The 21,917-nt window shown below is 61.9% G+C and carries 20 protein-coding genes; 11 read left to right on the forward strand and 9 right to left on the reverse strand.

The features are described 5' to 3' along the window. Positions 1-2: 2 nt before the first annotated feature. The 5 genes from KBY73_RS14270 (at position 3) to KBY73_RS14290 (ending at position 3,847) form a co-directional block, all read left to right on the forward strand. Entirely contained in the window at positions 3-1,376 is a 1,374-nt protein-coding gene (locus KBY73_RS14270; RefSeq protein ID WP_254937725.1) for a phosphatidylserine/phosphatidylglycerophosphate/cardiolipin synthase family protein, read from the forward strand. 123 nt (positions 1,377-1,499) lie between these two features. Continuing rightward, on the forward strand, positions 1,500-1,886 hold the full coding sequence (locus tag KBY73_RS14275; RefSeq protein ID WP_254937726.1) for a hypothetical protein: 387 nt from the start codon (positions 1,500-1,502) through the stop codon (positions 1,884-1,886). Between the two features lie 47 nt (positions 1,887-1,933). Continuing rightward, positions 1,934-2,176 (forward strand): hypothetical protein, encoded by a 243-nt coding sequence (locus KBY73_RS14280; protein ID WP_254929606.1) that lies wholly within the window; start codon positions 1,934-1,936, stop codon positions 2,174-2,176. Positions 2,177-2,184: 8 nt separating this feature from the next. Continuing rightward, entirely contained in the window at positions 2,185-3,399 is a 1,215-nt protein-coding gene (locus tag KBY73_RS14285) for an FAD-dependent monooxygenase (RefSeq protein WP_254937727.1), read from the forward strand. Positions 3,400-3,421: 22 nt separating this feature from the next. After that, a complete protein-coding gene (locus KBY73_RS14290) occupies positions 3,422-3,847 on the forward strand; it encodes a hypothetical protein (protein ID WP_254937728.1) in 426 nt (141 codons plus the stop codon). On the opposite strand, the gene KBY73_RS14295 is transcribed toward KBY73_RS14290, so the two are convergent. Beyond that, positions 3,830-4,180 (reverse strand): hypothetical protein, encoded by a 351-nt coding sequence (locus KBY73_RS14295; protein WP_254937729.1) that lies wholly within the window; start codon positions 4,178-4,180, stop codon positions 3,830-3,832. The genes KBY73_RS14290 and KBY73_RS14295 overlap by 18 nt on opposite strands. Before the next feature lie 162 nt (positions 4,181-4,342). Here KBY73_RS14295 and KBY73_RS14300 point away from each other — a divergent pair, with 162 nt between their 5' ends. Beyond that, positions 4,343-5,998: an alpha-D-glucose phosphate-specific phosphoglucomutase gene (locus tag KBY73_RS14300; RefSeq protein ID WP_254937730.1), complete on the forward strand. Its 1,656-nt coding sequence runs from the start codon at positions 4,343-4,345 to the stop codon at positions 5,996-5,998. A 166-nt stretch (positions 5,999-6,164) separates the two neighbouring features. Continuing rightward, on the forward strand, positions 6,165-6,854 hold the full coding sequence (locus tag KBY73_RS14305; RefSeq protein ID WP_254937731.1) for a potassium channel family protein: 690 nt from the start codon (positions 6,165-6,167) through the stop codon (positions 6,852-6,854). A gap of 114 nt (positions 6,855-6,968) precedes the next feature. Here the strand turns inward: KBY73_RS14305 and KBY73_RS14310 are convergent, their stop codons facing one another. The 4 genes from KBY73_RS14310 to KBY73_RS14325 form a co-directional block, all read right to left on the reverse strand. Continuing rightward, a complete protein-coding gene (locus KBY73_RS14310) occupies positions 6,969-7,412 on the reverse strand; it encodes a hypothetical protein (RefSeq protein WP_254937732.1) in 444 nt (147 codons plus the stop codon). Further along, positions 7,412-10,717 carry an efflux RND transporter permease subunit gene (locus tag KBY73_RS14315; protein ID WP_254937733.1) on the reverse strand — a complete coding sequence of 1,102 codons (3,306 nt, stop codon included), beginning with the start codon at positions 10,715-10,717 and terminating at the stop codon, positions 7,412-7,414. Before KBY73_RS14315 ends, KBY73_RS14310 begins: the two co-directional genes overlap by 1 nt. Before the next feature lie 7 nt (positions 10,718-10,724). Then, complete coding sequence (locus KBY73_RS14320) at positions 10,725-11,765, reverse strand: efflux RND transporter periplasmic adaptor subunit (protein WP_254937734.1); 1,041 nt, start codon at positions 11,763-11,765, stop codon at positions 10,725-10,727. Positions 11,766-11,876: 111 nt separating this feature from the next. Then, a complete protein-coding gene (locus KBY73_RS14325; RefSeq protein WP_254937735.1) occupies positions 11,877-13,010 on the reverse strand; it encodes an efflux RND transporter periplasmic adaptor subunit in 1,134 nt (377 codons plus the stop codon). Positions 13,011-13,066: 56 nt separating this feature from the next. On the opposite strand from KBY73_RS14325, the gene KBY73_RS14330 reads away from it, so the two are divergent. After that, positions 13,067-15,364, forward strand: a complete 2,298-nt coding sequence (locus KBY73_RS14330) for an AAA family ATPase (protein WP_254937736.1) — start codon at positions 13,067-13,069, stop codon at positions 15,362-15,364. 89 nt (positions 15,365-15,453) lie between these two features. Here the strand turns inward: KBY73_RS14330 and KBY73_RS14335 are convergent, their stop codons facing one another. Continuing rightward, positions 15,454-16,137 (reverse strand): alpha/beta hydrolase, encoded by a 684-nt coding sequence (locus KBY73_RS14335; RefSeq protein WP_254937737.1) that lies wholly within the window; start codon positions 16,135-16,137, stop codon positions 15,454-15,456. A 160-nt stretch (positions 16,138-16,297) separates the two neighbouring features. After that, positions 16,298-16,978, reverse strand: a complete 681-nt coding sequence (locus KBY73_RS14340; protein ID WP_254937738.1) for a 4'-phosphopantetheinyl transferase superfamily protein — start codon at positions 16,976-16,978, stop codon at positions 16,298-16,300. Between the two features lie 23 nt (positions 16,979-17,001). On the opposite strand from KBY73_RS14340, the gene bcp reads away from it, so the two are divergent. After that, complete coding sequence (gene bcp / locus KBY73_RS14345; RefSeq protein ID WP_254937739.1) at positions 17,002-17,469, forward strand: thioredoxin-dependent thiol peroxidase; 468 nt, start codon at positions 17,002-17,004, stop codon at positions 17,467-17,469. Here bcp and KBY73_RS14350 read toward each other — a convergent pair. Both KBY73_RS14350 and KBY73_RS14355 read right to left on the reverse strand, forming a co-directional pair. After that, positions 17,447-18,043, reverse strand: coding sequence for a type III pantothenate kinase (locus KBY73_RS14350; protein ID WP_254937740.1), 597 nt, complete (start codon positions 18,041-18,043; stop codon positions 17,447-17,449). The two genes, bcp and KBY73_RS14350, sit on opposite strands and share 23 nt — an antisense overlap. A gap of 92 nt (positions 18,044-18,135) precedes the next feature. Continuing rightward, positions 18,136-18,903, reverse strand: a complete 768-nt coding sequence (locus KBY73_RS14355; protein ID WP_254937741.1) for a phosphoadenylyl-sulfate reductase — start codon at positions 18,901-18,903, stop codon at positions 18,136-18,138. A 111-nt stretch (positions 18,904-19,014) separates the two neighbouring features. Here KBY73_RS14355 and KBY73_RS14360 point away from each other — a divergent pair, with 111 nt between their 5' ends. Together KBY73_RS14360 and hflX are read left to right on the forward strand one after the other, a co-directional pair. Then, a complete protein-coding gene (locus KBY73_RS14360) occupies positions 19,015-20,169 on the forward strand; it encodes an NAD(P)/FAD-dependent oxidoreductase (protein WP_254937742.1) in 1,155 nt (384 codons plus the stop codon). 73 nt (positions 20,170-20,242) lie between these two features. Next, a complete protein-coding gene (gene hflX / locus KBY73_RS14365) occupies positions 20,243-21,901 on the forward strand; it encodes a GTPase HflX (protein WP_254937743.1) in 1,659 nt (552 codons plus the stop codon). Positions 21,902-21,917: the final 16 nt, after the last annotated feature.

Consider the following 21,917-nt stretch of genomic DNA (forward strand, 5'->3'; position numbering starts at 1 on the left):
CCATGGCCAACCTTTTGCCGCGCCACCCCTTCGCCTGGGCAAGCCTTGTGGCCTTGGCTTTAGCTGGCTGCAGCGCTGACGCCCAGCTACTGGGCCAGTCAGCCAGGCCCAAGCCCCTGCCCAAGGGGATTGAGCTGGCCTTCAACCACGCCGAAACCAGCCGCTACCGCAGCCCGATCAACGGTCAATGGCGTCAGGGCGACGATCTCGAGGCTTTCGTTCTGGCCAGTATTCAGTCGGCGCGGCGGGAAATCCTGGTAGCGGTGCAGGAGCTGTCTCTGCCGAAGCTGGCCGAAGCGCTGGCGGCTAAGCACCGCGAGGGGCTGACGGTGAAGGTGGTGCTGGAAAACACCTACAGCAGCCCCTGGAGCGAAGAGCATCCGGCCGATCTGGCTCCACACCAGCGCACCCGCCATGAGCAGCTCAAGGCCCTCGGTTGGGGGGATGCTGTGGCGATTCTGCAGCGGGCCGGCGTGCCCCTGATCGATGACACCGCCGATGGGAGCGCTGGCAGTGGCCTGATGCACCACAAGTTCATGGTGGTGGACAGGGCCGTGGTGGTGACCGGCTCAGCCAATTTCACCCCCTCCTGCATCCACGGCGATCCGGGTGCAGACCGTAGCCGCGGCAACGTCAACCACCTGCTGCGTCTGCGCAGCCGTGAGCTGGCTAACACCTTTGTGGCCGAGTTTGAGCGGATGTGGGGCGACGGCCCCGGCGGCCAGCCCGACAGCCGCTTTGGACTGGGCAAGGGCGGCGGAGCTCCCCAACAGCTGCTGGTGGAGTCAACGCCGGTGACGGTGCTGTTCGCCCCCCACCGCCGCAGCGATCCCCACCAGGGCCTGCTGATGTTGGAGAAGCTGCTCGCAGGCAGCCGCAAGCAACTCGATCTGGCCCTGTTCGTGTTCTCGGATCAGGGACTGGTTAATGCGATGGAGAACCTGCAGCAGCAGGGCGTCAACATCCGCCTACTGGCCGATCCCGGCTTCGCCAACCGAGCCTTCAGTGAAGTGCTCGATCTTCTCGGCACCAAGCTGCCCGACCACCGCTGCGGCCTGGAGGCGGCGAACCGCCCCTGGCAGCGCCCCCTGGAGAGTGTGGGCACACCACGCCTGGCCAGCGGCGACAAACTCCACCACAAACTGGCTGTGATCGACCACCGCACCGTGGTCACCGGCTCTTTCAACTGGAGCCCCAGCGCAGCTCATCAAAACGACGAAACCCTGCTGGTGCTCGACTCCCCCCAGCTGGCCGAACACTTCACCACTGAAATGAACCGGCTCTGGAAGGGGGCCGAGCTCGGCATCACCCCCCGGCTGCAGCGCAAACAGGAACGGCAGCAGGTGCGTTGCGGCAGCGGGGTGCAGCGCAGCTGACCAGGACTGGCCGCCGTAATTCAGGCCACACCAATGGTGCCCGTACAAGCACCAAACACCACATCTGGTGATCAACCCCTACGCTCAGCGCACAGCAACCACTCTGGCGAGAGGAGTAAGACCATGCCAAAAAGCGGCGGCTTGGGCAAAACCGGAAGCCTGATCAAATCCCTAGCCGGCTCCTTAATCCTGCCCGCAGAAGACTCAACCCCAGCCGCGCCGGTGGTCTACACCACGGCCATTCGCAGCGAGGGCAGCCTCAGCGAGTCAATAGCGGGGATCAGCGTGCTGGCCAACCAGCTCGGTTTTACCCACGCCCCCGAAACCCTCTATGCCGTTGACGGCCAGAGCGCCGCTTTCCACGCCGACCATGGCGCCAGGGCAGTGAGCCTGGCGGTTGAATGCAATCCGCAGCAGCAGACAGTTTCCCTAGCGGTTAGCGGGCTGGACAACCAGGACACCTTTGAAACATTCCATCAGGTGTCCAGCACCTTGTTTGGTGACTGCTGATCTTCGGGAACGCCCCCTACGCTGAACGTCTTCCTTATCTCGCGGCCATGGATCACCAGCCGGCCTCCCGCAACACCTCAGCCACCCTGGATGCCATCCAGCTGATGCTGCGCGACCTCCACACCCGGCACGATGAAATCCGCCACCGGGCCGCATTCCGCGGCTGCACCAACGAACTGCTGGCCGTGCAGCAGGAGCTCGTGGAGTATTTGCTTAGCAAGAAAAGTCAGTTGATGGGCCATGTCGACCCGGTTAGCGGCGGCACTCGCAACTACAACTCCTTCGTTTGAGTAGCCCCTTGAACCACCGCCCCAAGGTGGTGGTAGTGGGTGCCGGACCGGCTGGCGCCAGCTTGGCCCTACTGCTAGCCCGTGGCGGTGTGGCCGTAACCCTGGTTGAGGCCGGCACCAGCCTGGAGCGTCAATTCCGCGGCGAAGCGCTGATGCCCTCAGGGCTAGAGGCCCTGGCGGCCATGGGGCTACTCGAGCTGATTCCAGGCCTGCCCCACCGGCCCCTGGTGGGATGGCGCTTCGTGGTGAATGGCCAGGAGCTATTCACCGCCACCGAGCCCCTCGGCGGCGATCCCAGCCGACCCTGCACCCTGGTGAGCCAGCCGGCCCTGCTGGAGGCCCTGCTGAAACTTGCCGGCACCTACCCCTCCTTTGCGATTGAGCGCGGGCAACCGGTGGTCGACCTGCTCTGGCAGCAGGAGCGGGTGGCGGGGGTGCAACTGCGCGATGGCCGTCAGCTGCCTGCCGACCTTGTCGTCGGCTGCGATGGCCGGGGCTCCCTGGTGCGCCAGAAGGCAGGGCTAACGCTGCAGAGCAGCCCCAGCCCGATCGACTTGCTCTGGTTTCAACTGGCCAGTCCCGCGGCCTCGCCCTTGGCTGGCTCCTTCACCACCCTGGTGGGTCCCGAGGGGGTTTTCAGCGCTTTCGAAAGCGCCAGCGGCGGCTTGCAGCTGGGCTGGGTTATGGGCAAGTCTCAAGCCACACCCGAGCTCAGTAGAGAAGGCTGGATCGAGCGGATGGCAGCCTTGAGTCCGCCGCAGCTGGCGGCCTGGCTACGGGAGTGGAGCGGCGGATTGGGCCCGCCCAGCCGGCTGACGGTGCAGGTGGGGCTAGCGGATCGCTGGTGCCAACCGGGCCTGCTGCTGCTTGGCGATGCGGCCCACCCGATGGGACCCGTGCGCGCCCAGGGCATCAACATGGCCCTGCGTGATGCCTGGGTGGCCGCCAGGCGGTTGTTGCCGCTGCTCAGCAGTGGCTGCAGCGGCGCTGCCCTTGACGGGGTGGCCGTCCAAATTGAGGCGGAGCGGCGGCCCGAAATCACAGATATGCAAACCCTGCAGGCCGCCGAAGCCGCCCGGGGAGAGCAGTTGCGGCAGCAGGGTTGGTTGCGGGGGGCTCTGGCGATCGCCGCCCCCCTGGTGGGCCCGGCAATCGCTGCCCACTGGAGCCAGCAGCAACAATCGCTGCGCCAGGGACTAGCCCCGCTGCCAGGACCGCCATGATGGGGGCCACCCCGGTGGAACCATGGCCGCGCCTCGGATTGATCCAGCACTTGCCCTTGGCCTGATCGCCCTGCTGGCTGCCCCTCTACAGGCAGCACCCAAGGACCCGCCCTACCCCTCCATGGAACTGTTGCGCGAGCTCCAGCTCCACACCTTCGACTGCGGCAGAGACAACACGATTGAAGCCTGCGGCAAAGCACGCACCATGGCCGATCCGCTGCTGGATCACCCCCGCCTAGGCGCCAATTGCAAGGACACCATCTGGACGATCCGCGAACGGGCCAAACCAGCTGCCACCAACACTTTTGAGCGGCGTGAGGCTCTTAACAGAGCCGGCCAGGACCTGATCCCCTTCTGCAAGCAGCAGACCCGCTCGGTCGCCCCGAGCAAAACCGACAGCAAACCCCAGGAGAAAAAGGGCGGGTTTGGCCTAATTCCGGGCTCCTGATCCTGACGCCGCCTGGCTCTCGATCAGGTCCAGCACCTGCTGGGCAGTGCTGTTCATAAACGCCAGCGACCAGCCAACCTGCACCACCGCCTGATCGGCTAGGGCACAGAGACCATCCTTCTGAGCGGCAACTTCACAGCTGGCAGAAAGGCCCAGTAAGGCATTGGTGAGCTTGCCGCGCAGGCAGGTTTCCTTGCCGCGGCGATGGATCACGGCTTCAGCTGCCAAACGACTGCGCTGAACTGCCTCTCCCAAAGGGAGAGCGCGGGCTCCCCCCATCACTGCCGCCCTGCCGGCTTCTGTGGCCGCCAAGGAGCTCGCCGTTAGTGCCAAGCCAGCCAAGCAAGCCACTCTCCAAATGTGCCCGCTGGCAAACCTGCTTTCGGCCAATGCCCCTCTCCCTATTCAACTGCCTTCCCTTGGAAGCTAGTCAGTTCTGTAAGGGTGACAAGCCAAGGCTAATTTGGTGCCCCAGTGCCTCCGTGGATTCGGCCGATGATCAGCAGTAATCCCGTGAGCATTCGGCAGATTTCCCTGGCCCAGCCTTTCACCGACCAGAAGCCCGGCACCTCAGGCCTACGCAAAAGCAGCCGCCAATTCCAGACCCCCCACTACCTGGAGAGCTTCATCGAAGCGAGCCTGCAGGTGCTGCCAGGCGTGGCCGGCGGCACCTTGGTGGTGGGAGGTGACGGTCGCTACGGCAACCGCGCAGCCATCAGCGTGATCGCCCGCATGGCCGCCGCCCATGGCGTGACCCGGCTGATTACCACCACCGGCGGCATCCTCTCCACTCCGGCCGCTTCCCACCTGATCCGCCAACACGGCGCCGTGGGCGGGGTGATCCTCTCGGCCAGCCACAACCCCGGCGGCCCCGATGGCGATTTCGGCGTCAAAATCAACGGCGCCAACGGCGGCCCCACCCCGGAATCGATCACCGACGCGATTTACGCCGCCACCTTGGAACTAGGCGGCTATCGGATCTGCGCAGGCGGCAGCGATCCCGACCTCTCGGCCCCTGGCCGCAGCAGCATCGGAGAGCTGCAGGTTGAGGTTATCGATGGCGTCGAAGACTACGTGGTGCTGATGCAGCGCCTGTTCGACTTCGACCAGATCGGCGATCTGCTGCGGGGCGACTTCCCGATGGCCTTCGACGCCATGCACGCAGTGACCGGCCCCTACGCCAGCCGCATCTTCGAAGAATTGCTTGGCGCTCCCGCGGGCACGGTGCGCAACGGCATACCCCTGGAAGATTTTGGCGGCGGCCACCCCGATCCCAACCTCACCTACGCCCACGACCTAGCCGAGCTGCTGATGGGCAGCGATGCCTACAAATTCGGTGCCGCCTGCGATGGCGACGGCGACCGCAACATGGTCCTGGGAGCGCGCTGCTTCGTGAACCCAAGCGACAGCCTGGCGGTACTCACCGCCAACGCCACCTTGGCCCCGGGCTACGCCGATGGCCTAGCCGGTGTGGCTCGCTCGATGCCCACCAGCGCCGCCGCCGATGTGGTGGCCAAGGAGCTCGGCCTGGCCTGCTTCGAAACCCCGACGGGCTGGAAATTCTTTGGCAACCTGCTTGATGCCGGTCGGATTACCCTGTGCGGCGAGGAGAGTTTCGGCACGGGTTCCAACCACATCCGCGAGAAGGACGGCCTCTGGGCCGTGCTGTTCTGGCTGCAGATCCTGGCCAGGAAGCGGGAGCCGGTGAGCAGGATCATGGCCGAGCACTGGAGCCGTTTCGGCCGGCACTACTACTCCCGCCACGACTATGAGGCGATCCCCTCAGAAGCAGCCCACGCCCTCTACGCGCGGGTCAAGACCATGCAGCCCGCGTTGGTGGGCCAGGCCTTCGCCGGCCGCAGCGTCGCCACCGCCGACGACTTCGCCTACACCGACCCGGTGGATGGCTCCCTCACAACCGGCCAGGGGCTGCGACTGCTGCTCGATGACGGCAGCCGGGTGGTGTTGCGCCTTTCAGGCACTGGCACCCAGGGGGCAACCCTACGGGTGTATCTAGAGAGCTATGTGCCGCCCAGCGGCAACCTCAGCCAGGATCCCCAAATCGCCCTGGGCGAGCTGATCACAGCCATCGATCAACTCGCCGAGATTCGCAGCCGCACCTGCATGGAGCAGCCAACGGTTATCACCTGAATCAAGCAGGCGTCTCCTGCTTTACCTCCGAAAACGGCTGCCCGCGTAAACCAGCTGGGGCGCGTCGTCTGATCACGTGATCGTGCTCCAGTTCGACCCATGCCCGCATCTGGAAACGTAGATGCAATCGGAGAGCCGAAAGGACTGGATTGAGCGCGTAAAGCCGTTGATTCGCAAACCGGAATCCATCAAAGCGCTAACTAGCCTGGAGCCGTGGTTCCAGTTGCCCAGACAACCGATTCACACCGCTCCTAAGCGTTACAAACAAACGAAACTAGTTTGGATTGGCGTGGTAAGCATTTCTCTAATGCTGAGTCCCCATGTGATCGCTCTACTGGTCGGAGCAGCTGCGGCTGGGGTGCTCTTAAGCAACTATCCAACAACGCCTCAGCTATCGCGCTGCCCTGAAATCGGCAGCCTCCCGGGCATCGTGCTGGGAATGTTCATTGCCACAACGCTCATCCATACATTGGTGACGTCCTTACAAGCGGACCTGGTTCACTCAAAACGTCTGAGCGCCTGGTACTCAACAAGCGGCGGAGGGCGCCACCTGTTGATTGCCATTGGCGCACTCATGACTGCAGCCACGTTGTTCCTGGAAATTATCCTCTGGGCATGGGTCTATCGCCACGTCGGCGCTATTCACGGACTGGAAGCAAGCTTGTATTTCTCAGGCATCACATTCACAACAGTTGGATACGGAGATATCACGCTAGCCAAAAGCTGGCAATTACTCAGCGCGGGAGAAGCTGTCAACGGGGTGTTAATGGCCGACTGGAGCACCGCTCAATTAATTTTTCTTGTCCAGAGAATGATGATCTTGAGCGTACAATCTGAAAGAATAAAAGCAGATTGATTCTAAATCAAGATCTATTTCGGCATCACCCGGCTTGGCGTTGCACCGCACAACTAATTTCAACTCAACTATGTGCAGCTGACCATCTCAAGCATCTGCGTGATTCGATCCCAATCAATCTGCAGCAGAGCCAGCCGAAAGCCGGAGGGAAGCCAGATAGCTGGAGTGGGCAGACCTCGACCAGTAAACAGCCAGAGGAATCGCGACAAGCTCATTGATCAACATGGCGCGGATATAGGAAATCAATTCTATTTTACCTTGAGCCAGCAGCCATAATTGAACAATCAAGATCTTGACAACCCCAAGCCACAAGATCACTCGAAGCCAGGAAAGAGCCCTCAGTGACTTCTTGCTCGTAACAACAAACATGGCGACCAGAACCGTAAGCGAAAATGCAATTCCCATCAGATGCGGGAGGACCAGCTCATCGATGCCTTGGGATGGAAGCAGCCGCAACCCGGCCACAAAGAATGCTAAACAAACAGCCTGATGCACATAGACAATCCTCGTGAATAGGCCAAATCCCCAAGGCCTTGACTGACGAGGATTTGCAGCCATCAATTCGGACCGGAAATGGTAGGAACAGCAACGCTTCTGGATTCAGCTCCTCCACCGCCCTCACCAAACCAACGCGCCTCCAGCTGCTTAATCAGCACATAAAAAGGTGGCACCACTCCGAGCGACAGCACCGTGGCCACCAGCAGACCGCCGAAGATCACCGTGCCCAATGACTGCTGGCTGTTGGCACCGGCCGTGGTGGCCACCACCAAGGGCAGGAAGCCAGCCAACGAGGCAATGGCCGTCATCAGGATCGGCCGCATTCGGGATTCAGCAGCGGCCATAGCCGCCTCGACGACGCCCATGCCCTCCTCCAAATGCTGTTCGGCCACCTCCACAATCAAGATGCCGTTCTTGGCCGCCAGACCGATCAGGGTCACTAGCCCCACCTGGGCATAGATGTTGAGATCGATCGAGCGCAAGGCCAGGAACACCAGGGCACCCAGCATGGCCAGAGGCACCGTCATCAGAATGATTACCGGCGTGACATAGCTCTCGTACTGGGCCGAAAGCACCAGATAAACGATCAGGATGCCCAGACCAAATACCAACACGCTTGCGTTACCAGCAGAAAGCTGCAGCGAGGCCAGACCAGTGAATGCATAACCAATATTATTGAAATCGAGCCGCTTAAATATCTGCTGAATAGCCGTCAAGGCCTGGCCAGAGCTCTTGCCAACGGCCTCAGCACCCTGTACCAAAATAGTGCGGTAAAGGTTGTAGTGACTAATCACCGGAGGTGCACTGGTGAGGTCCGACGAGGCAAACTCACTGACCTGCACTAGTTTGTTGTCGCGATTGCGCACGTAGTAACTGAGCACATCCTCAAGTGTGCTACGGCCGGATGCCTCTGACTGCACGTAGATATTGCGCACCTGGCCATTTTCGTAGGTCAAGCCTGAGTAGTTGCCACCTGCGAGCACGGCAATTGTCTGCATTGCCTGCTGAAAGTCGATGTTCAGTGCACCCATGATCGAGCGATCGATCTTGAGCCCAAAGGCTGGGGCGCTGGGGATGAACTGGGTGTAAAGGCTTGAAAACTGATCGGATGCAGTTCCAGCAGCTACAAGCTTTTGGGCTAATGCGTCGAGTTGGTTAAAGCTGTATGCGCCATTACTTAAGTCATTGAACTGAAAGTAGAAGCCACCCTGGGCCGAAAAACCAGGAATCGCCGGCGGCTGGGCTGCGACTACTAGACCACTACTAATCTTGGAAAGCTTGGCATTGAGTCGCTCCACAATTGCCGGAGCTTTCTGATCAGCTCCGCTGCGCTCCTCCAATGGCTTGAGGCCGAAGAAGAAAACACCCTGGTCTGGGCTGGAGCCGTTGAAGCCGTAGCCGCTAACCACCGAAGCTGCCGTGATGTCAGGCTCCTCCTTGAGCACCTTGGCGATCTCGAGACCGGTCTGCTGGGTAAGACTGAGGGAGGCACCATTCTGTAGCTGGAAAATCCCCACCCCATATCCCTGATCTTCCTCCGGAATGAACGCCGAAGGCAGGGCGGAGAAGGCAAGAGCGGTCAGCACGATGCCGCCTGCCAGACCGGCGAAGACCAACTTGCGCTTGCGGATCAATACCTCCAGCAGACGGGCATAACGACCCTGCAGCCAGGCAAAAAAGCTGTTGAAACGCTCAAAAATTAGGCCAAGCCTGCTGCCGGCGATACCGAACAGCACCACCCCGAACACGTAAGCACCGACACCAAAGGATGCGGCGCTGAAGCGCCCGAAGGCCAGGCCCACCACCACACCACCGATGGTCCAACCCCAACCCTTGGGCTTTGGAGGCTGCTCCGACTTGAGGATCAGGGCCGACATCATTGGCGAGAAGGTCAGGGCATTGAAGGTGGAGATGGCGATCGAAAAGGCGATCGTGAGGGCGAATTGCTTGTAGATGATGCCAATACCACCCGGGTAAAAAGCTACTGGCACAAATACCGCCATCAGCACGAGCGATGTAGCGATCAGAGCACCAGTTAGCTCACCCATACAGGCCATTGCCGCCTTGCGTGGACTCATGCCACTTTCAAGATTTTTAGAAACTGCCTCGATTACCACGATGGCGTCATCCACCACCAAGCCAGTGGCAAGCACCAAGCCCAGCAAGGTGAGCTGGTTTATGGAAAAGCCAAAAGCATTGATGAAGGCGAAAGTACCAATGAGTGAGATCGGGATCGCCAGGCTAGGCACCACAGTGGCTCGCCAATTCTGCAGAAACAGAAACAGAATCACAAGTACCAGCACAATTGCCAGGCCAAGGGCGTCGGTTACACCCTCAACCGCAGACTCAATAAACTGACCAATATTGTAAATCTGCTTAACCGCGATCCCCGGTGGAGCTGCCTGGGTAAATTGATCCATCACTGCCACCACAGCTTCTGATACATCCAGAGCGTTGCTCTCAGGGGTTTGGAACACCGCAACGGTGATAGACGGAAACCCGTCGAAACTCACCGCCTGCTGAGCAAAGGTATTAAACCCATAGGTAGCCTGGCCCACATCGCGGAGTCGCAGCAAATTACCCTGGGGTGACTTACCAACTATCAGGTCGTTAAGCTGATCTACCGACATCAAGTTGCCGTTGTCGGACACCAGGATCGGGTATGCGAACAGCTGATCTCCTCCTGCTGGCGGACCACCAATCAGGCCACCAATAGCGATGCTATTTTGACTCTTAACCGCACTGACGATTTGGTCGGCAGTCAGCTGGTTGGCAATGAGCTTGCTTGGATCAACAAACAGCCAGAAGGCGGGGTTACTACCTCCCAGCAGATTGACTTGAGCTACTCCGGGGACCCGCTCAAGCTGGTAGTAGAGCTGCTCATAAATCAAGCCATTGATATAGGAAGCATCAAATTGACCCTGGCTAGACGTGACCTGATAGGCAAGCAGAATCGAGGGTGTGCTCTGCATCACCGACACCCCAGTTGCCGAGACCTGTTGGGGCAACTGGGGCATGGCCAGGGAAACGCGGTTTTGAACGTTTACCTGGTCGATGTTGATATCAGTGCCTTCGTCAAAATAAACCTGAATGATGCTCTGACCGGTGTTTGAACTAGTTGACGAGATGTAGGCAGCACCCGGCACGCCATTGATCTGCTGCTCGAGCGGGTTGGTAACTGCCTGTTCAGTAACTATGGAATTAGCCCCGCCGTAATTGGACGTCACCTGAATAAGCGGTGGCGCAATATTCGGCAGGTTTTCAATTGGCAGACTGGGGATCGCAATGATTCCCATCAGCACGATCAGGATGCTGCAAACGGTCGTAAGAACAGGCCGCTTGATGAAATTATCGGAGAGTGACATATCTTTCTCAGTTGCTTCCGCTTGAGAGTTTCACCGGCATACCGGTACGCAACAGCGCCGTATTGGAAACCACAACCCTTTCTCCTTTCTGCAGGCCCGAGACCAGCGGGTAACGATTGCCCTCCAGCTCACCAAGCTGCACTGGGGTTTGCACCACGATCGGAGTAGCTGGCGGCAGGGCCTCAAGCTTCTGCTTCTGCGCCTCAGGGATTTGGGTGGAGGCGCGGATCTTGGCGAGCACCTGGCTGAGTTGCAGCACCCGATAAACAAAAGGCTGTTGGGCCTGCATCATCACTGCCTGGACCGGCACGGAAAGCTGGCGGGTGTTGCCGGTGACAATCAGGTTGCGCACGTACTGACCTGTTTTGAGCTGGCCGCTTGGGTTAGGGAAGGAGGCCTTAACTAGCACCGTGTTTGGCGAAGAACTACTACCGCTAACTCCGTAGTACGGAGAAATAAACACCACCTTCCCCGTCGCAGACAGGGGAGGGTTGCCCTGGGTCACCAGCTGCACGGTCTGGCCAAGCGCAACTCGCGATGAGCGGGTGGCGGGCACGTCCATCAGGGTCCAAAGACTTGAGTTATCGACAATGCCGGTGATCGCCTGTCCTTGGCGCACGTAATCACCCAACTTCACCGTATCGAGATCGCCGATCTCACCACTGATCGGTGCCGTCACGAATTTGTAGCCCAAGGTGGCCGCATTGGCACGCACTTGGTCGCGGCTTTGAATTGCCTGGGTGACGTAGAAGTCGCGATCCTTGGTGGATACCGCTCCCTGCTCATTCAAAAAAATGTAACGCTCCGCATTAACCAGATTCTTACGGGCCTCGGCCTTGCTGGCATCCAGGTTTGCCGATTGCTGCACGTTGTCGAGCACCAAGATCGGCTGGCCCGCCTTCACCCGCTGGCCCTGGGTCGCCAGGATCTTCACCACTCGCCCATCAACCTCGGGGCGCAGTGCCACATCACTGGTGGAGCTGAGCTGGCTGATCACCTCAATCGAGGGGCTGAAATCAGCCTCGCCGATGGTCTCGACCTGAACCACCAGCGGTGGCCGGGAGGCCTGTTTGGTGGCACACCCCCCTGCGCACAACAGGCCGATAAGAGAGGTGACCGCAACCGCTCTGTTCACATCCACTGAGCACCGAAGCGCAAGTTACCGGACCCCGGCCTTTTTGGCCTGCTTCGCAAGTTGCACAGGAGCACCGTGGCGCAGATTGAGCAGACCAGCGGTGATCACCCGATCACCACCCTGAACAGCACCCTGACCAATGCGCTGCAGTGGATAGAGGGTTCCCTGCAGATCACCCAGCTGCACCGGAGTTTGCAAGGCAAACAGGGTGCCGCTCGGCAACCGGCGCAGCTCGGCTATGGGGGCCTTGCCTGGCCGCTGCTCCAGCTCAGCCAAGCTGCCCACTAAATAGATGAAGGGCTGTCCTGCCAACCGAGTCACCGCGGTGAAGGGAACGGCCAACTCCTGGCGCCGATCCAGCACCAGCCGCGTGCGACTGCGCTGGCCATTGCGCAGGCTGCCCCGCGGATTAGCAAACGACGCCTTCACCAGCAGCGTCTGAGTTGGAGCGCTCACCCCCGGATCCACCGAGATCACCGGGCCCTCCGCCAGGGGCTGGGAGCTGGAGGCGGCCAGCAGCAGCACCCGCTGGCCCGGCCGAACACGATCGGCATAGGTGGCAGGTATGTCTATGCGGGCCAAGAGATTGTCGTTGCGGATCAAGCGGGTAATCGGCACGCCCGCAGCAATCACATCGCCCTGCTTGACGCGCAAATCCGCCACCGTGCCGCTGATCGGCGCCCGCAAATCCTTGAAGGCGAGGTCGGCCTCCTTGGCTACCAGGGCTTCGCGGGCAGCGATGTAGGCCTGGCGAAATTCATCCCGCTGCAGGGCACTGGCTGCACCCTGGCGAGCCAGATCCTGATATCGCTGGTAATTGAGGCGGTTGGTCTGCATCTGAGCGCGCAGGCTGGCCACCTCGGCCCTGAGCTGGGCCTGATCGAGCACCAGCAGCAGCTGCCCCTGGCGCACCCGATCTCCTTGAGCCACCAACAATCGCTGAATGCGGCCCCCCGCCTGGGCCGCCAGATCCACCTCCTCCTCAGCCTCCAGGGTGCTCACGGTGTCAAAACTGGCTTGAAATTCGGCAGTTTCCAGGCGCTGGCTCTGCACCACAGGTATCCGGGAGGCTGGCTGGCGGCCCTGCTGACAGCCCACAACCAGGGCAGAGGCCATCGCCGTGAAAAGCAAAAACTGGGAAGCAACAGGGCGGTGCATGGAAGTGATGGTGGCTCGGGCGCGCCGCGTGGCCGGAGCGTATCGCCGGCGGGCCGATGATGGACTCAGAACGGCGCTGCGGCGACCTCGTGAGCGACCTGTTCAGCCATCAACGCGACATCACCCTGGCCCGGGTCGCGCCCCTGGCCGACAGGCTGAGGCCCCGCAGCCTTGATGACTTCGTCGGTCAGGAGTCGATCCTCGGCGTAGGGCGCCTGCTACGCCGCGCCATCGCCGCAGATCGAGTCGGCAACCTGATCCTGCACGGCCCGCCGGGGGTGGGCAAAACCACCCTGGCCCGGATCATTGCTGGCAGCACCAGGGCCCACTTCAGCAGCCTCAATGCCGTACTTGCCGGCGTCAAGGATCTGCGGGCCGAGGTGGACGCGGCCCAGCAGCGCCTGGCGCACCATGGCCTGCGCACCACCCTGTTCATCGACGAGGTGCACCGTTTCAACAGTGCTCAACAAGATGCCCTGCTGCCCTGGGTAGAAAACGGCACGGTGAATCTGATCGGAGCCACCACCGAAAACCCCTTTTTCGAGGTGAACAAAGCCCTGGTAAGCCGTTCGCGATTGTTTCGCCTGCAACCGCTTGAGCCAGCACACCTGCGCCAGCTGCTGGAGCGGGCCCTGCGGGATCCGGAAGTGGGCTACGGCGGACGCTCGATTGACTTAGCCGCAGCAGCGGCCGACCACCTGGTTGATGTGGCCGGGGGCGATGCCCGCAGCCTGCTGAATGCCCTGGAGCTGGCGGTGGAGACCACTCCTCCCGGCGCTGATGGCTCGATCAGGATCGATCTGAGCATCGCCGAGGAGTCGATTCAGCAGCGGGCGGTGCTCTACGACAAGCAGGGGGATGCCCACTTCGACACGATCAGCGCCTTCATCAAATCCTTGCGCGGTTCCGATCCAGATGCGGCCCTTTTCTGGTTGGCCCGCATGGTGGAGGCGGGCGAAAATCCTCGCTTTATCTTCCGGCGCATGTTGATCGCTGCCGGGGAAGACATCGGCTTAGCCGATCCCCAGGCCGTGGTGGTAGTGGAAGCCTGCGCGGCCAGCTTCGAGCGAGTGGGATTGCCAGAGGGGCTTTACCCACTGGCCCAGGCAGCTCTCTATTTGGCGGGAGCGGAGAAGAGCAACAGCGTGCTGGGTTTCTTCGATGCCCTCAAAAGCGTGCGCAGCGCCAACCGCCAGCAGGTGCCCGCCCACCTGCGCGACGCCAACCGTGATGGCCAGGCTTTTGGCGATGGAGTGGGCTACCGCTACCCCCATGCCTACGCCGAGCACTGGGTAGCCCAGCAGTATTTGCCTGGCGCACTTCAAGGTGAGATCTTCTGGCAACCGGGCAGCCTGGGCTGGGAGGGCCAGAGGCGCGAGCGCCTGCAACAGCGGCGAGCCGCCCAGCTGGCAGCTGCCGCCGAGATGGCGGCGGATCAGGGCGACGTGCTTAGCAGCAGTCCGGAGGATCCCCAGCTGGAGCGCTGGCTGCAGCGGCAAGCCGCCGCCGAGGGAGAACGACTCGACACTCTGAGACGTCGGTTCTGGGATGGGGTGGGCTGGCGGCGCCACGACCGGGTGCTGGTGCTGGAAGCGAGGTCGTTGCTATGGGCCCTAGATCCCCTGGCCGCTACGCCCGAGGGCGGGGTAGTGATCACCGTGGCCCAGGCCTCCGACCTGGAGCGGCTGCAGGCCCAGCTAAAGGTGCTCGAAAGCCTGCGCCAACCCCAGCTGCTGCTGGTGCCTCCCCAAACCCCTACCGCCCTTAGCTCCCAGCTCGAACCGCAACTCGCACTTGACTCCGGGGCCCGCTTCGACTGGGTGATAGCGCGGCAACCCTGGCAGGGCCTCAGCGCCGAACAACTCGAGGCCTGGATCGGCCAGGCAGGCGCGCTGCTGGGCCACACCGGCCAATGGCGCCTGCTGTTCAGCACTCCCCAACTCGGACCAGCAGCAGGCCTGCGGGCCCTGATCGGCACGGCAGAAACATCCCTACAAACCCTGCTGGAGGAGCTAACCCACCTGGAGGGGCAGCGACTGATCCAGGCCCAGAGCACCGGCCTAATCAGCCAACGCAGCTTGATCGCCGCTGGATGGCAAGTGCAACAGGAGCAGTGGCAGGAATCACTCCAACTCGAGCTGACGGCCGAGCTGATCGAACGCTGGCTAGCACCGGCCAGCCCCTATCTCGAAGCGATGGCCGCACTCCGGGGCAAGCCCCTAGCCAGTGATGCCGTGCAAAGTCTCCAAGAGGCGTTCAGCCGTCTGCTGGGCCAGCCCCTGCCCCAGACCCTTGAGCACACCTTGGTACGGGCAAGACGAGTGGACGCACTGCAAACACTCCACAACCCATGAAAAAAGCCCCGGCGCTAGCCGGGGCATCTGGGGTGGCGATTCGCCTAAGGCGAGCCGAACACCAAGGCCATGCTCTCCAAAGGCCAGGCTCACCAGAGGCCGCGGATGGCCTCAGATTCAACTTGCTGAACCGGAGCAGGGGCCATTGTGCGCACTTCAGCCACGGCATCGGCCATCTGGTTGGCCTGAATGCAGGCCGGCAGAAACACGTACCAGGAGAGCAGGGAGGTGCACTGGGCGTCACCTTGGCAACGACCTTCAGCGCAGACGTTCTGGGCACCGGTGTAGGTGTTGCAGAAGTCGGCCAGGCGCATGTCGGTAGGCAAGGCATTCATGATGCCGGCCGAGGAGATCTGGCCGTCACGGGCATCGGCCACGATCGCCGAGCGCAGAGCCTGCACCGCAAAGGTGTTCATGCTCCAGTAGGGGAAGTAGCTGGTGGTTTGGTTCTTGAGGAACTTCACACCGGCATCCGAGTAGAGGAAGCGGGAGACGCCAACCAAGTCCACGTTGTAGGTCTTGTTCATGCCTTCACGCACCTCGGCAGCGGTCCAGCCGGAACGGCTAAGGCCCCCTTCCAGGCCCCGATCGGTGACTTCACCAGACTGCAGGAATGTATTAAAGGCGTCCTGGTTGGTGGACCACACGGCGCCGCCGGTGTTCCAACGAACGGGGAGATTGTTGTCGACTGCGGCAGACGCTGGCAGCGCCACCGCCGATAGGGCCGTACCCACAAAAAGGCCGGCCAGCAAACGTTTGATCACGATAAACATGGCATCAGTTCATTTCGAACGTAGCCATGCCATGCGGCGTGTCACCAAAGAGGTAAGTCTGCAGGGAACATCGACACAGAAACAAAAGGTTTTTGCTGTATTTCAGGAGCAAATCTGCGTTTTTAGAATGATCATGCGCCATTTGGGCCCCGTTCTTTCTTCAGGCTGCCTCTTCAGGCTGTCCTGGCGACTGCAACATCAATCCTGCGCAACCCTCACCAACCGCCGCCCAGCGCCAACCCTGCTGCAGAGCGCTGCTGTGATCCGGCTTGGCTCCATCACTGAGATTCTGCAAGCTGCCGCTGCTGTGGTCGTAACACCACTGAGCCAGTTCTGCGGCCAGGGTGCGATGGCGCCACTTGATAGCCGCTTCCTTCAACACCCAGCTGTTGAGGACCGCTCGCCGTAGCTCCGCCCCAGTCAAATCCCGCAACTGCGCCTGTTCAGTCTCTGGATAAAACCGCCGCATCAATCCAGCTGGCTCAATAGGTCGAGCAGTGGATTCGAGGTCGACTCCGATGGGGGAGCCGGAGTAGCCAATCAGCAAGCCAGCGCCGCTATGGCTGAGACTGACCCATCCCAGACCATCCCCTAACAGTGGAGGGTGGCCGGGCGGACTATGGAGAGGCACCGAGGCACCAGCGCATCCCAACACCTCAGCCAACTGCTGCCGGAGCAGCGCCCGGCTCTGGAAGTAGCGACTTCGCTGCCGATCAGGCAGGGCCAAGCCCCAACTGCGTTCAGCCATAGATAAATAACCGAGTTCACCCCCCTCCAGAGAACGCAGCCATAGCTCGGGAGCTGGGCGCTGCGGCAGATCCAAGCTGCTGCCTAGGCTCACTTGTGAGTTCGGTTGGATGTTCAATGACCCTGCAGATCGGCGATCCCGCCCCTGATTTCACCTTGCCAGACCAAGACGGAACGGCGGTGAAGCTTTCCCAGTTCAAGGGCCAACGGGTGGTGATCTACTTCTATCCCAAGGACGACACCCCGGGTTGTACCAAAGAAGCTTGCAATTTCCGCGACCAGTGGGGAACGTTCGAAAAGCAAGCCATCACCGTGCTCGGCATCAGCAAAGACGGCGCCAGCAGCCACACCAAATTCATTGCCAAATATGACCTTCCCTTCACCTTGCTAAGCGACGTCGAGCCCTGCGCAGTGGCCGAGGCCTATGGGAGCTATGGGCTCAAGAAATTCATGGGCAAGGAATACATGGGCATGATGCGCCACACCTTCGTGGTGGATGCGGAAGGAAAGATCGAAAAGATCTACACAAAGGTGAAGTCCGAAACCATGGCGGACGACATCCTTAGCGATCTGGGCTTGGCCTGAGTGCAGCCAAGGCCTCAAGGGCCAGATCCGGAGCCAGCTGCAGCGGCATGGGGCTAACTAGCAGCTGCTGCAGCAATGGTTTCAGCAGGGAGCCATCTCCTCCCGTGAGCCAAAAACTGCAGCCAGGACAGCTGGTTTGAGCTTCACGCCCAGCCGCGGCCAGAGCGGCCGCCAGACCTCGCAAAACCCCAGCGGCCATAGCTTCTGAGGTCGAGCGAGGCCAGAGGTCCAAAGGCAGGTCCAAGGGCAGGTCCAAGCCAGGCAGTCCTGCAGTTTCAGAAGCCAGGGCCCGCAACTGCAAGGCCGCTCCGGCTAGCAAGCGTCCTCCCCCAAATCGGCCCTCGCTGGTGACCAGGGTGAGGCTCAAGGCGGTGCCGCCGTCAGCCACCAGTACGGGACCAGAGGCAAGGCACCAGGCCCGCCAACCCACCAGAGCACGATCCACCCCCAGCCAGCCAGGCTGCTCCAACAAGGGCACATCTTTCAAGTGCAGACGCCGCTCCAGCGGCAGTGGAGCAGAGGCGGGCACAGGGCCCACCGCAGCCCAAGCAACCAGCCCCTCAAGCTGTCCCACACCGGCTGGAGCACTCCACGTCCGCAGGCAGCCCAACGCCCCCTCTGCCCAATGCCATCGGCTGTTGCCGATCAGCAGCCAACGGCCTTCGCTCAGATGCCCTCGCCCATCAATCCCGGCAGATGGATGCCACATTCCTGTTGGAGACCACCGAAACGCGTCGCTCGGCCGATGACATCGCCTAGATCGGGAGCACTGGAGTGCCAGTCGCCCACCGTGGAATAACCCTGCTCAAACAGCGGGTGTTGGGGCAATTTGTGCTCTTCCATGTAGTAGTAAACATCCCGTTTACTCCAGGAGAGAAGGGGCCGCAGCGACCAGCGCTGGCGCACCGCATCTAGCGGTTCCATGGCCTTGCGGTGATCGGTCTGGCTGCCGCGCACACCACTGGCCCAACAGGTCACCGCCAGCTCAGTGAGGGCCCGGTCGAGGGGTTCCACCTTGCGGATGCGGTGATAGAGCTCCAGATCTGCGCCCTGGTGGGTTTCCCAAAGGCGGCCGTGCAGAGCTTCCATCCGGGCCGGGCTAATGGCCGACTGGGCCACCACTAATTGGAGCTGGAGCTGCTCTACCAGGCGCTCGGCGTATTGATAGGTCTCCGGCGGCAGATAGCCCGTATCAACCCAGACCACGGGTATGGGCCGGCCGGTATTGGCGGTCAGCTCACTGGCCATGTGCAGCAGAACTGCCGACTGGATGCCAAAACTGGTTGTTAAAGCAAATCCTGCCCCGAAGGTGTTCTGAGCCCAGCTCAGGCGCTCTTGGGCCGGCAAGGGTGCAAGCAGTGCCCTAGCAGCTTCCAGATCGATCGGCCGTCCGGCGCCATCGGGTGAAAGGGCTGGGACTTGGTCCGTCTGCATCAAACCATCATCGCCCTTTGAGTAAGTCGCTGGTTAGGGTTCAAAAGCAGGTGCCGGCGAAAGACCACCAAAGCAATGCTGAATCCTGAGGCGGCGCGATCGCAGGCTGCGGTGACCCCGCCAACCGCACCGGTGGTGATCGTGGGAGGGGGCTTTGGTGGGCTCTACACCGCCCTCGCCCTGGCAGAGCGCCGCCAACATCCACCAATCCTGCTGATCGAACCCAACGATCGCTTCCTGTTTCTGCCCCTGCTTTACGAACTGCTGAGCGGCGAACTGCGCAGCTGGGAAATCGCACCTCGCTACGACAGCTTGCTGGCCGGCAAAGGGGTGGCCTGGCTGCAGGACCGGGTTGTGCGCATCGACGCCAAGTCTTCACAGGTCCATACCGCTACCGGCCGCTGCCTGCACTTCAGCCGCCTGGTGCTGGCCACGGGTGCCCAGGCCAATGACTTCGGCATCCCCGGCGTAGCTGAATACAGCCTCGGTTTTCGCACCTTGGCAGACGTGGAACGGCTGCAGCTGCTAATCCAGACCTTGAAGGAGCGGTCCCGGCCCCTGCAGCGCTTGGCCGTGGTGGGAGCTGGTGCCAGCGGGGTGGAATTGGCCTGCAAGCTGGCCGACCAGTTGCAGGGGAGCACGATTGTGGACCTGATTGAGCAGGGCCCCGGACTGCTGCCCCAGGCCAAGGCCTTCAACAGAGAGCAGGCTGAGCAGGCCCTGCAACGCCGGGATGTGAGGCTGCGAACCCACACCCGCGTCGAGGCAGTGCAAGCAGGTGGATTGACGCTGCTGGGGCCAGCCGGCTCGGAACAGCTGAAGGTTGATGGGGTTATCTGGACTGCAGGCCTGCGCTTTCAATCGCTTGAATGCCAGCCGCCAATTTCCGTCGACCGACTTGGACGACTGAGCTGCGAGCCCACCCTGCAGCTGGTCGATCACCCCCACCTATTTGCCCTAGGCGACATCGCCCAGCAGGAGTTACCCCTGCCAGCCACGGCCCAAGTGGCCTTCCAACAAGCTGAGTGCCTGGCCGCCAACCTGATGCATTCCCTCGCAGGCGAACCCCTCGATCCCTTCAACTACAACGACCTCGGCGAAATGATGAGCCTGGGCCGAGGCGAAGCAAGCCTCGTTGGCGGCGGATTCACCCTGGCGGGAGCGGCGGCATTTCAGATCCGCAAACTGGCCTACCTGGCCCGCTTACCTGGCAAATCGCATCAGTTAAAAGTGGTCGCCGGCTGGCTAGCGGACTGGCCCCGGTGACCCTGCCGGGAGCCCAAGCTTGTGGTGGGCAAGGCCCGCCCATGATCAAATCCTTAATCGTTCTTTATCTGTGGTGAAACAAGGCGGCCTGGCGGGGCGCACGGCCGGCTTGCGACCCGCCCAAAAAAGACGCCTGGAACGCCTCTGTCACCGCCGCCATCCGGACGACCAGGTAGCCGAATTGCTCTGCTTGCAGCGGCTTGCCAGTGAAAGCCGTGAGCTGGAGCTGCCGCTCACCCTGGTAGTGGATAGCCGGGGCCTGTGCCGGCTGCTCTGGGTGGGGCCGCTGGAGCAATCGGGCCGGCTGCTGGAGCGCCTGCCCGGCTCAGAGCGCCGCCAGGGTTCCGAGCTGCGGCTGATCACCTGCTGCGGCCGAACCAAACAACTCGAAGCCGGCCGCCAGGAGGGAATCGTGGGGCTGGATATAGCGCCCATCTTTTGGCTGCGCTTCGGCGACAGGGCGGGGGCGGGGGGCCAATGGCCCGCCCAACTGTTGGTGGCCCACCCCGACGCCGCCGAACCCTGGGCAAGCGAAGCGACTGAAGATCTAGCCGAATTGTGCGGCCGCGATCCCCTCAGCCTCACCCAGCCAAATGCACCCAGCGATAGCACCTTTGGCGCCAACCAAGACGGCCCTGAAAAGGTGCTGCTGCTAGCCCTCACCCCCGGCGACCGCGGCCGGGCCCAGCGCCTGATCGCCGAACTGGAGGGACTCGTAAGCAGCGCCGGTGCTGTGCCGGTGGGAGTGGTGGAGCAGCGCCGCAGCCAAGTTGCTCCCCAGACCCTCTGGGGTGAGGGGAAAGTGGGTGAAGCAGCCCTGGAGGCCCGGCGGCTCGGCGCCACCCTGGTAGTGACAGACCGGGAGCTCACACCGGTGCAAGCCCGCAATCTGGAGCGGCTCCTGGATCTGCCGGTGAGCGACCGCAGTGAACTGATTCTCGACATCTTTGCCCAACGGGCCGCCAGCGCCGCCGGACGCCTCCAGGTGGAACTAGCCCAACTGCGCTACAGGCTGCCCCGACTCACCGGCCGCGGCCGCAGCCTGTCGCGGCAGGGGGGAGGCATCGGCACCAGGGGGCCGGGCGAAACCCAACTGGAAAAAGATCGTCGCGCCATCGCCCGCCGGATTGAGCGGTTGCAGCGGGAGGTGAGCCAGCTGGGCGAACACCGGGCCCGGTTGCGTCGCAGCCGCCAGGGACTGCGGCGACTGGCCCTAGTGGGTTACACCAACGCCGGCAAAAGTTCCCTGCTCAACGCCTTAACCAGGGCCAGCGAGGGCCGCGCCGTACTGGCCGAAAACAAGCTGTTCGCCACCCTTGATCCCACCACCCGACGACTTGAATTGCCGGAACCAGTGCTGCTCACTGACACGGTTGGCTTCATCCGCGATTTGCCCCCGCCCCTGTTGGAAGCATTCCGCTCAACCCTGGAGGAAACCCTTGAAGCTGAGGGCCTGTTGATCGTGGTTGATCTGGCCGACCCGGCCTGGCCCGAGCAGTGGCGCACCGTCAACACCATCCTCGATTCCCTTGGAGCAACCGCCCCCAGGCGCCTAATCGCCAATCAAATCGACCGCTGCCCAGCCGGGGAGGTGGAGCGAGCCAGGGCGCTAGCCCCAACGGCCCTGTTCATTTCCGCCACCGCCTGCCTGGGCCTGCAGCACCTGCGCCAGGAGTTGCGCAGCTGGCCCGAGTCAGCGCCTGAGGACGAAAACACCACATCTGCGCGCTGACTTGTGGCACGATCAG

The organism is Cyanobium sp. Tous-M-B4 (assembly GCF_024345395.1).
Classification (GTDB): domain Bacteria; phylum Cyanobacteriota; class Cyanobacteriia; order PCC-6307; family Cyanobiaceae; genus Cyanobium_A.

Coding starts and splice junctions, on each gene's coding strand:
- KBY73_RS14315 (WP_254937733.1), bottom strand. CDS start 10,717: ATGTCACTCTCCGATAATTTCATCAAGCGGCCTGTTCTTACGACCGTT.
- KBY73_RS14310 (WP_254937732.1), bottom strand. CDS start 7,412: ATGGCTGCAAATCCTCGTCAGTCAAGGCCTTGGGGATTTGGCCTATTC.
- KBY73_RS14290 (WP_254937728.1), top strand. CDS start 3,422: ATGGCCGCGCCTCGGATTGATCCAGCACTTGCCCTTGGCCTGATCGCC.
- KBY73_RS14335 (WP_254937737.1), bottom strand. CDS start 16,137: ATGTTTATCGTGATCAAACGTTTGCTGGCCGGCCTTTTTGTGGGTACG.
- KBY73_RS14275 (WP_254937726.1), top strand. CDS start 1,500: ATGCCAAAAAGCGGCGGCTTGGGCAAAACCGGAAGCCTGATCAAATCC.
- KBY73_RS14270 (WP_254937725.1), top strand. CDS start 3: ATGGCCAACCTTTTGCCGCGCCACCCCTTCGCCTGGGCAAGCCTTGTG.
- KBY73_RS14330 (WP_254937736.1), top strand. CDS start 13,067: ATGATGGACTCAGAACGGCGCTGCGGCGACCTCGTGAGCGACCTGTTC.
- KBY73_RS14325 (WP_254937735.1), bottom strand. CDS start 13,010: ATGCACCGCCCTGTTGCTTCCCAGTTTTTGCTTTTCACGGCGATGGCC.
- KBY73_RS14355 (WP_254937741.1), bottom strand. CDS start 18,903: ATGCAGACGGACCAAGTCCCAGCCCTTTCACCCGATGGCGCCGGACGG.
- KBY73_RS14300 (WP_254937730.1), top strand. CDS start 4,343: ATGATCAGCAGTAATCCCGTGAGCATTCGGCAGATTTCCCTGGCCCAG.
- bcp (WP_254937739.1), top strand. CDS start 17,002: ATGACCCTGCAGATCGGCGATCCCGCCCCTGATTTCACCTTGCCAGAC.
- KBY73_RS14280 (WP_254929606.1), top strand. CDS start 1,934: ATGGATCACCAGCCGGCCTCCCGCAACACCTCAGCCACCCTGGATGCC.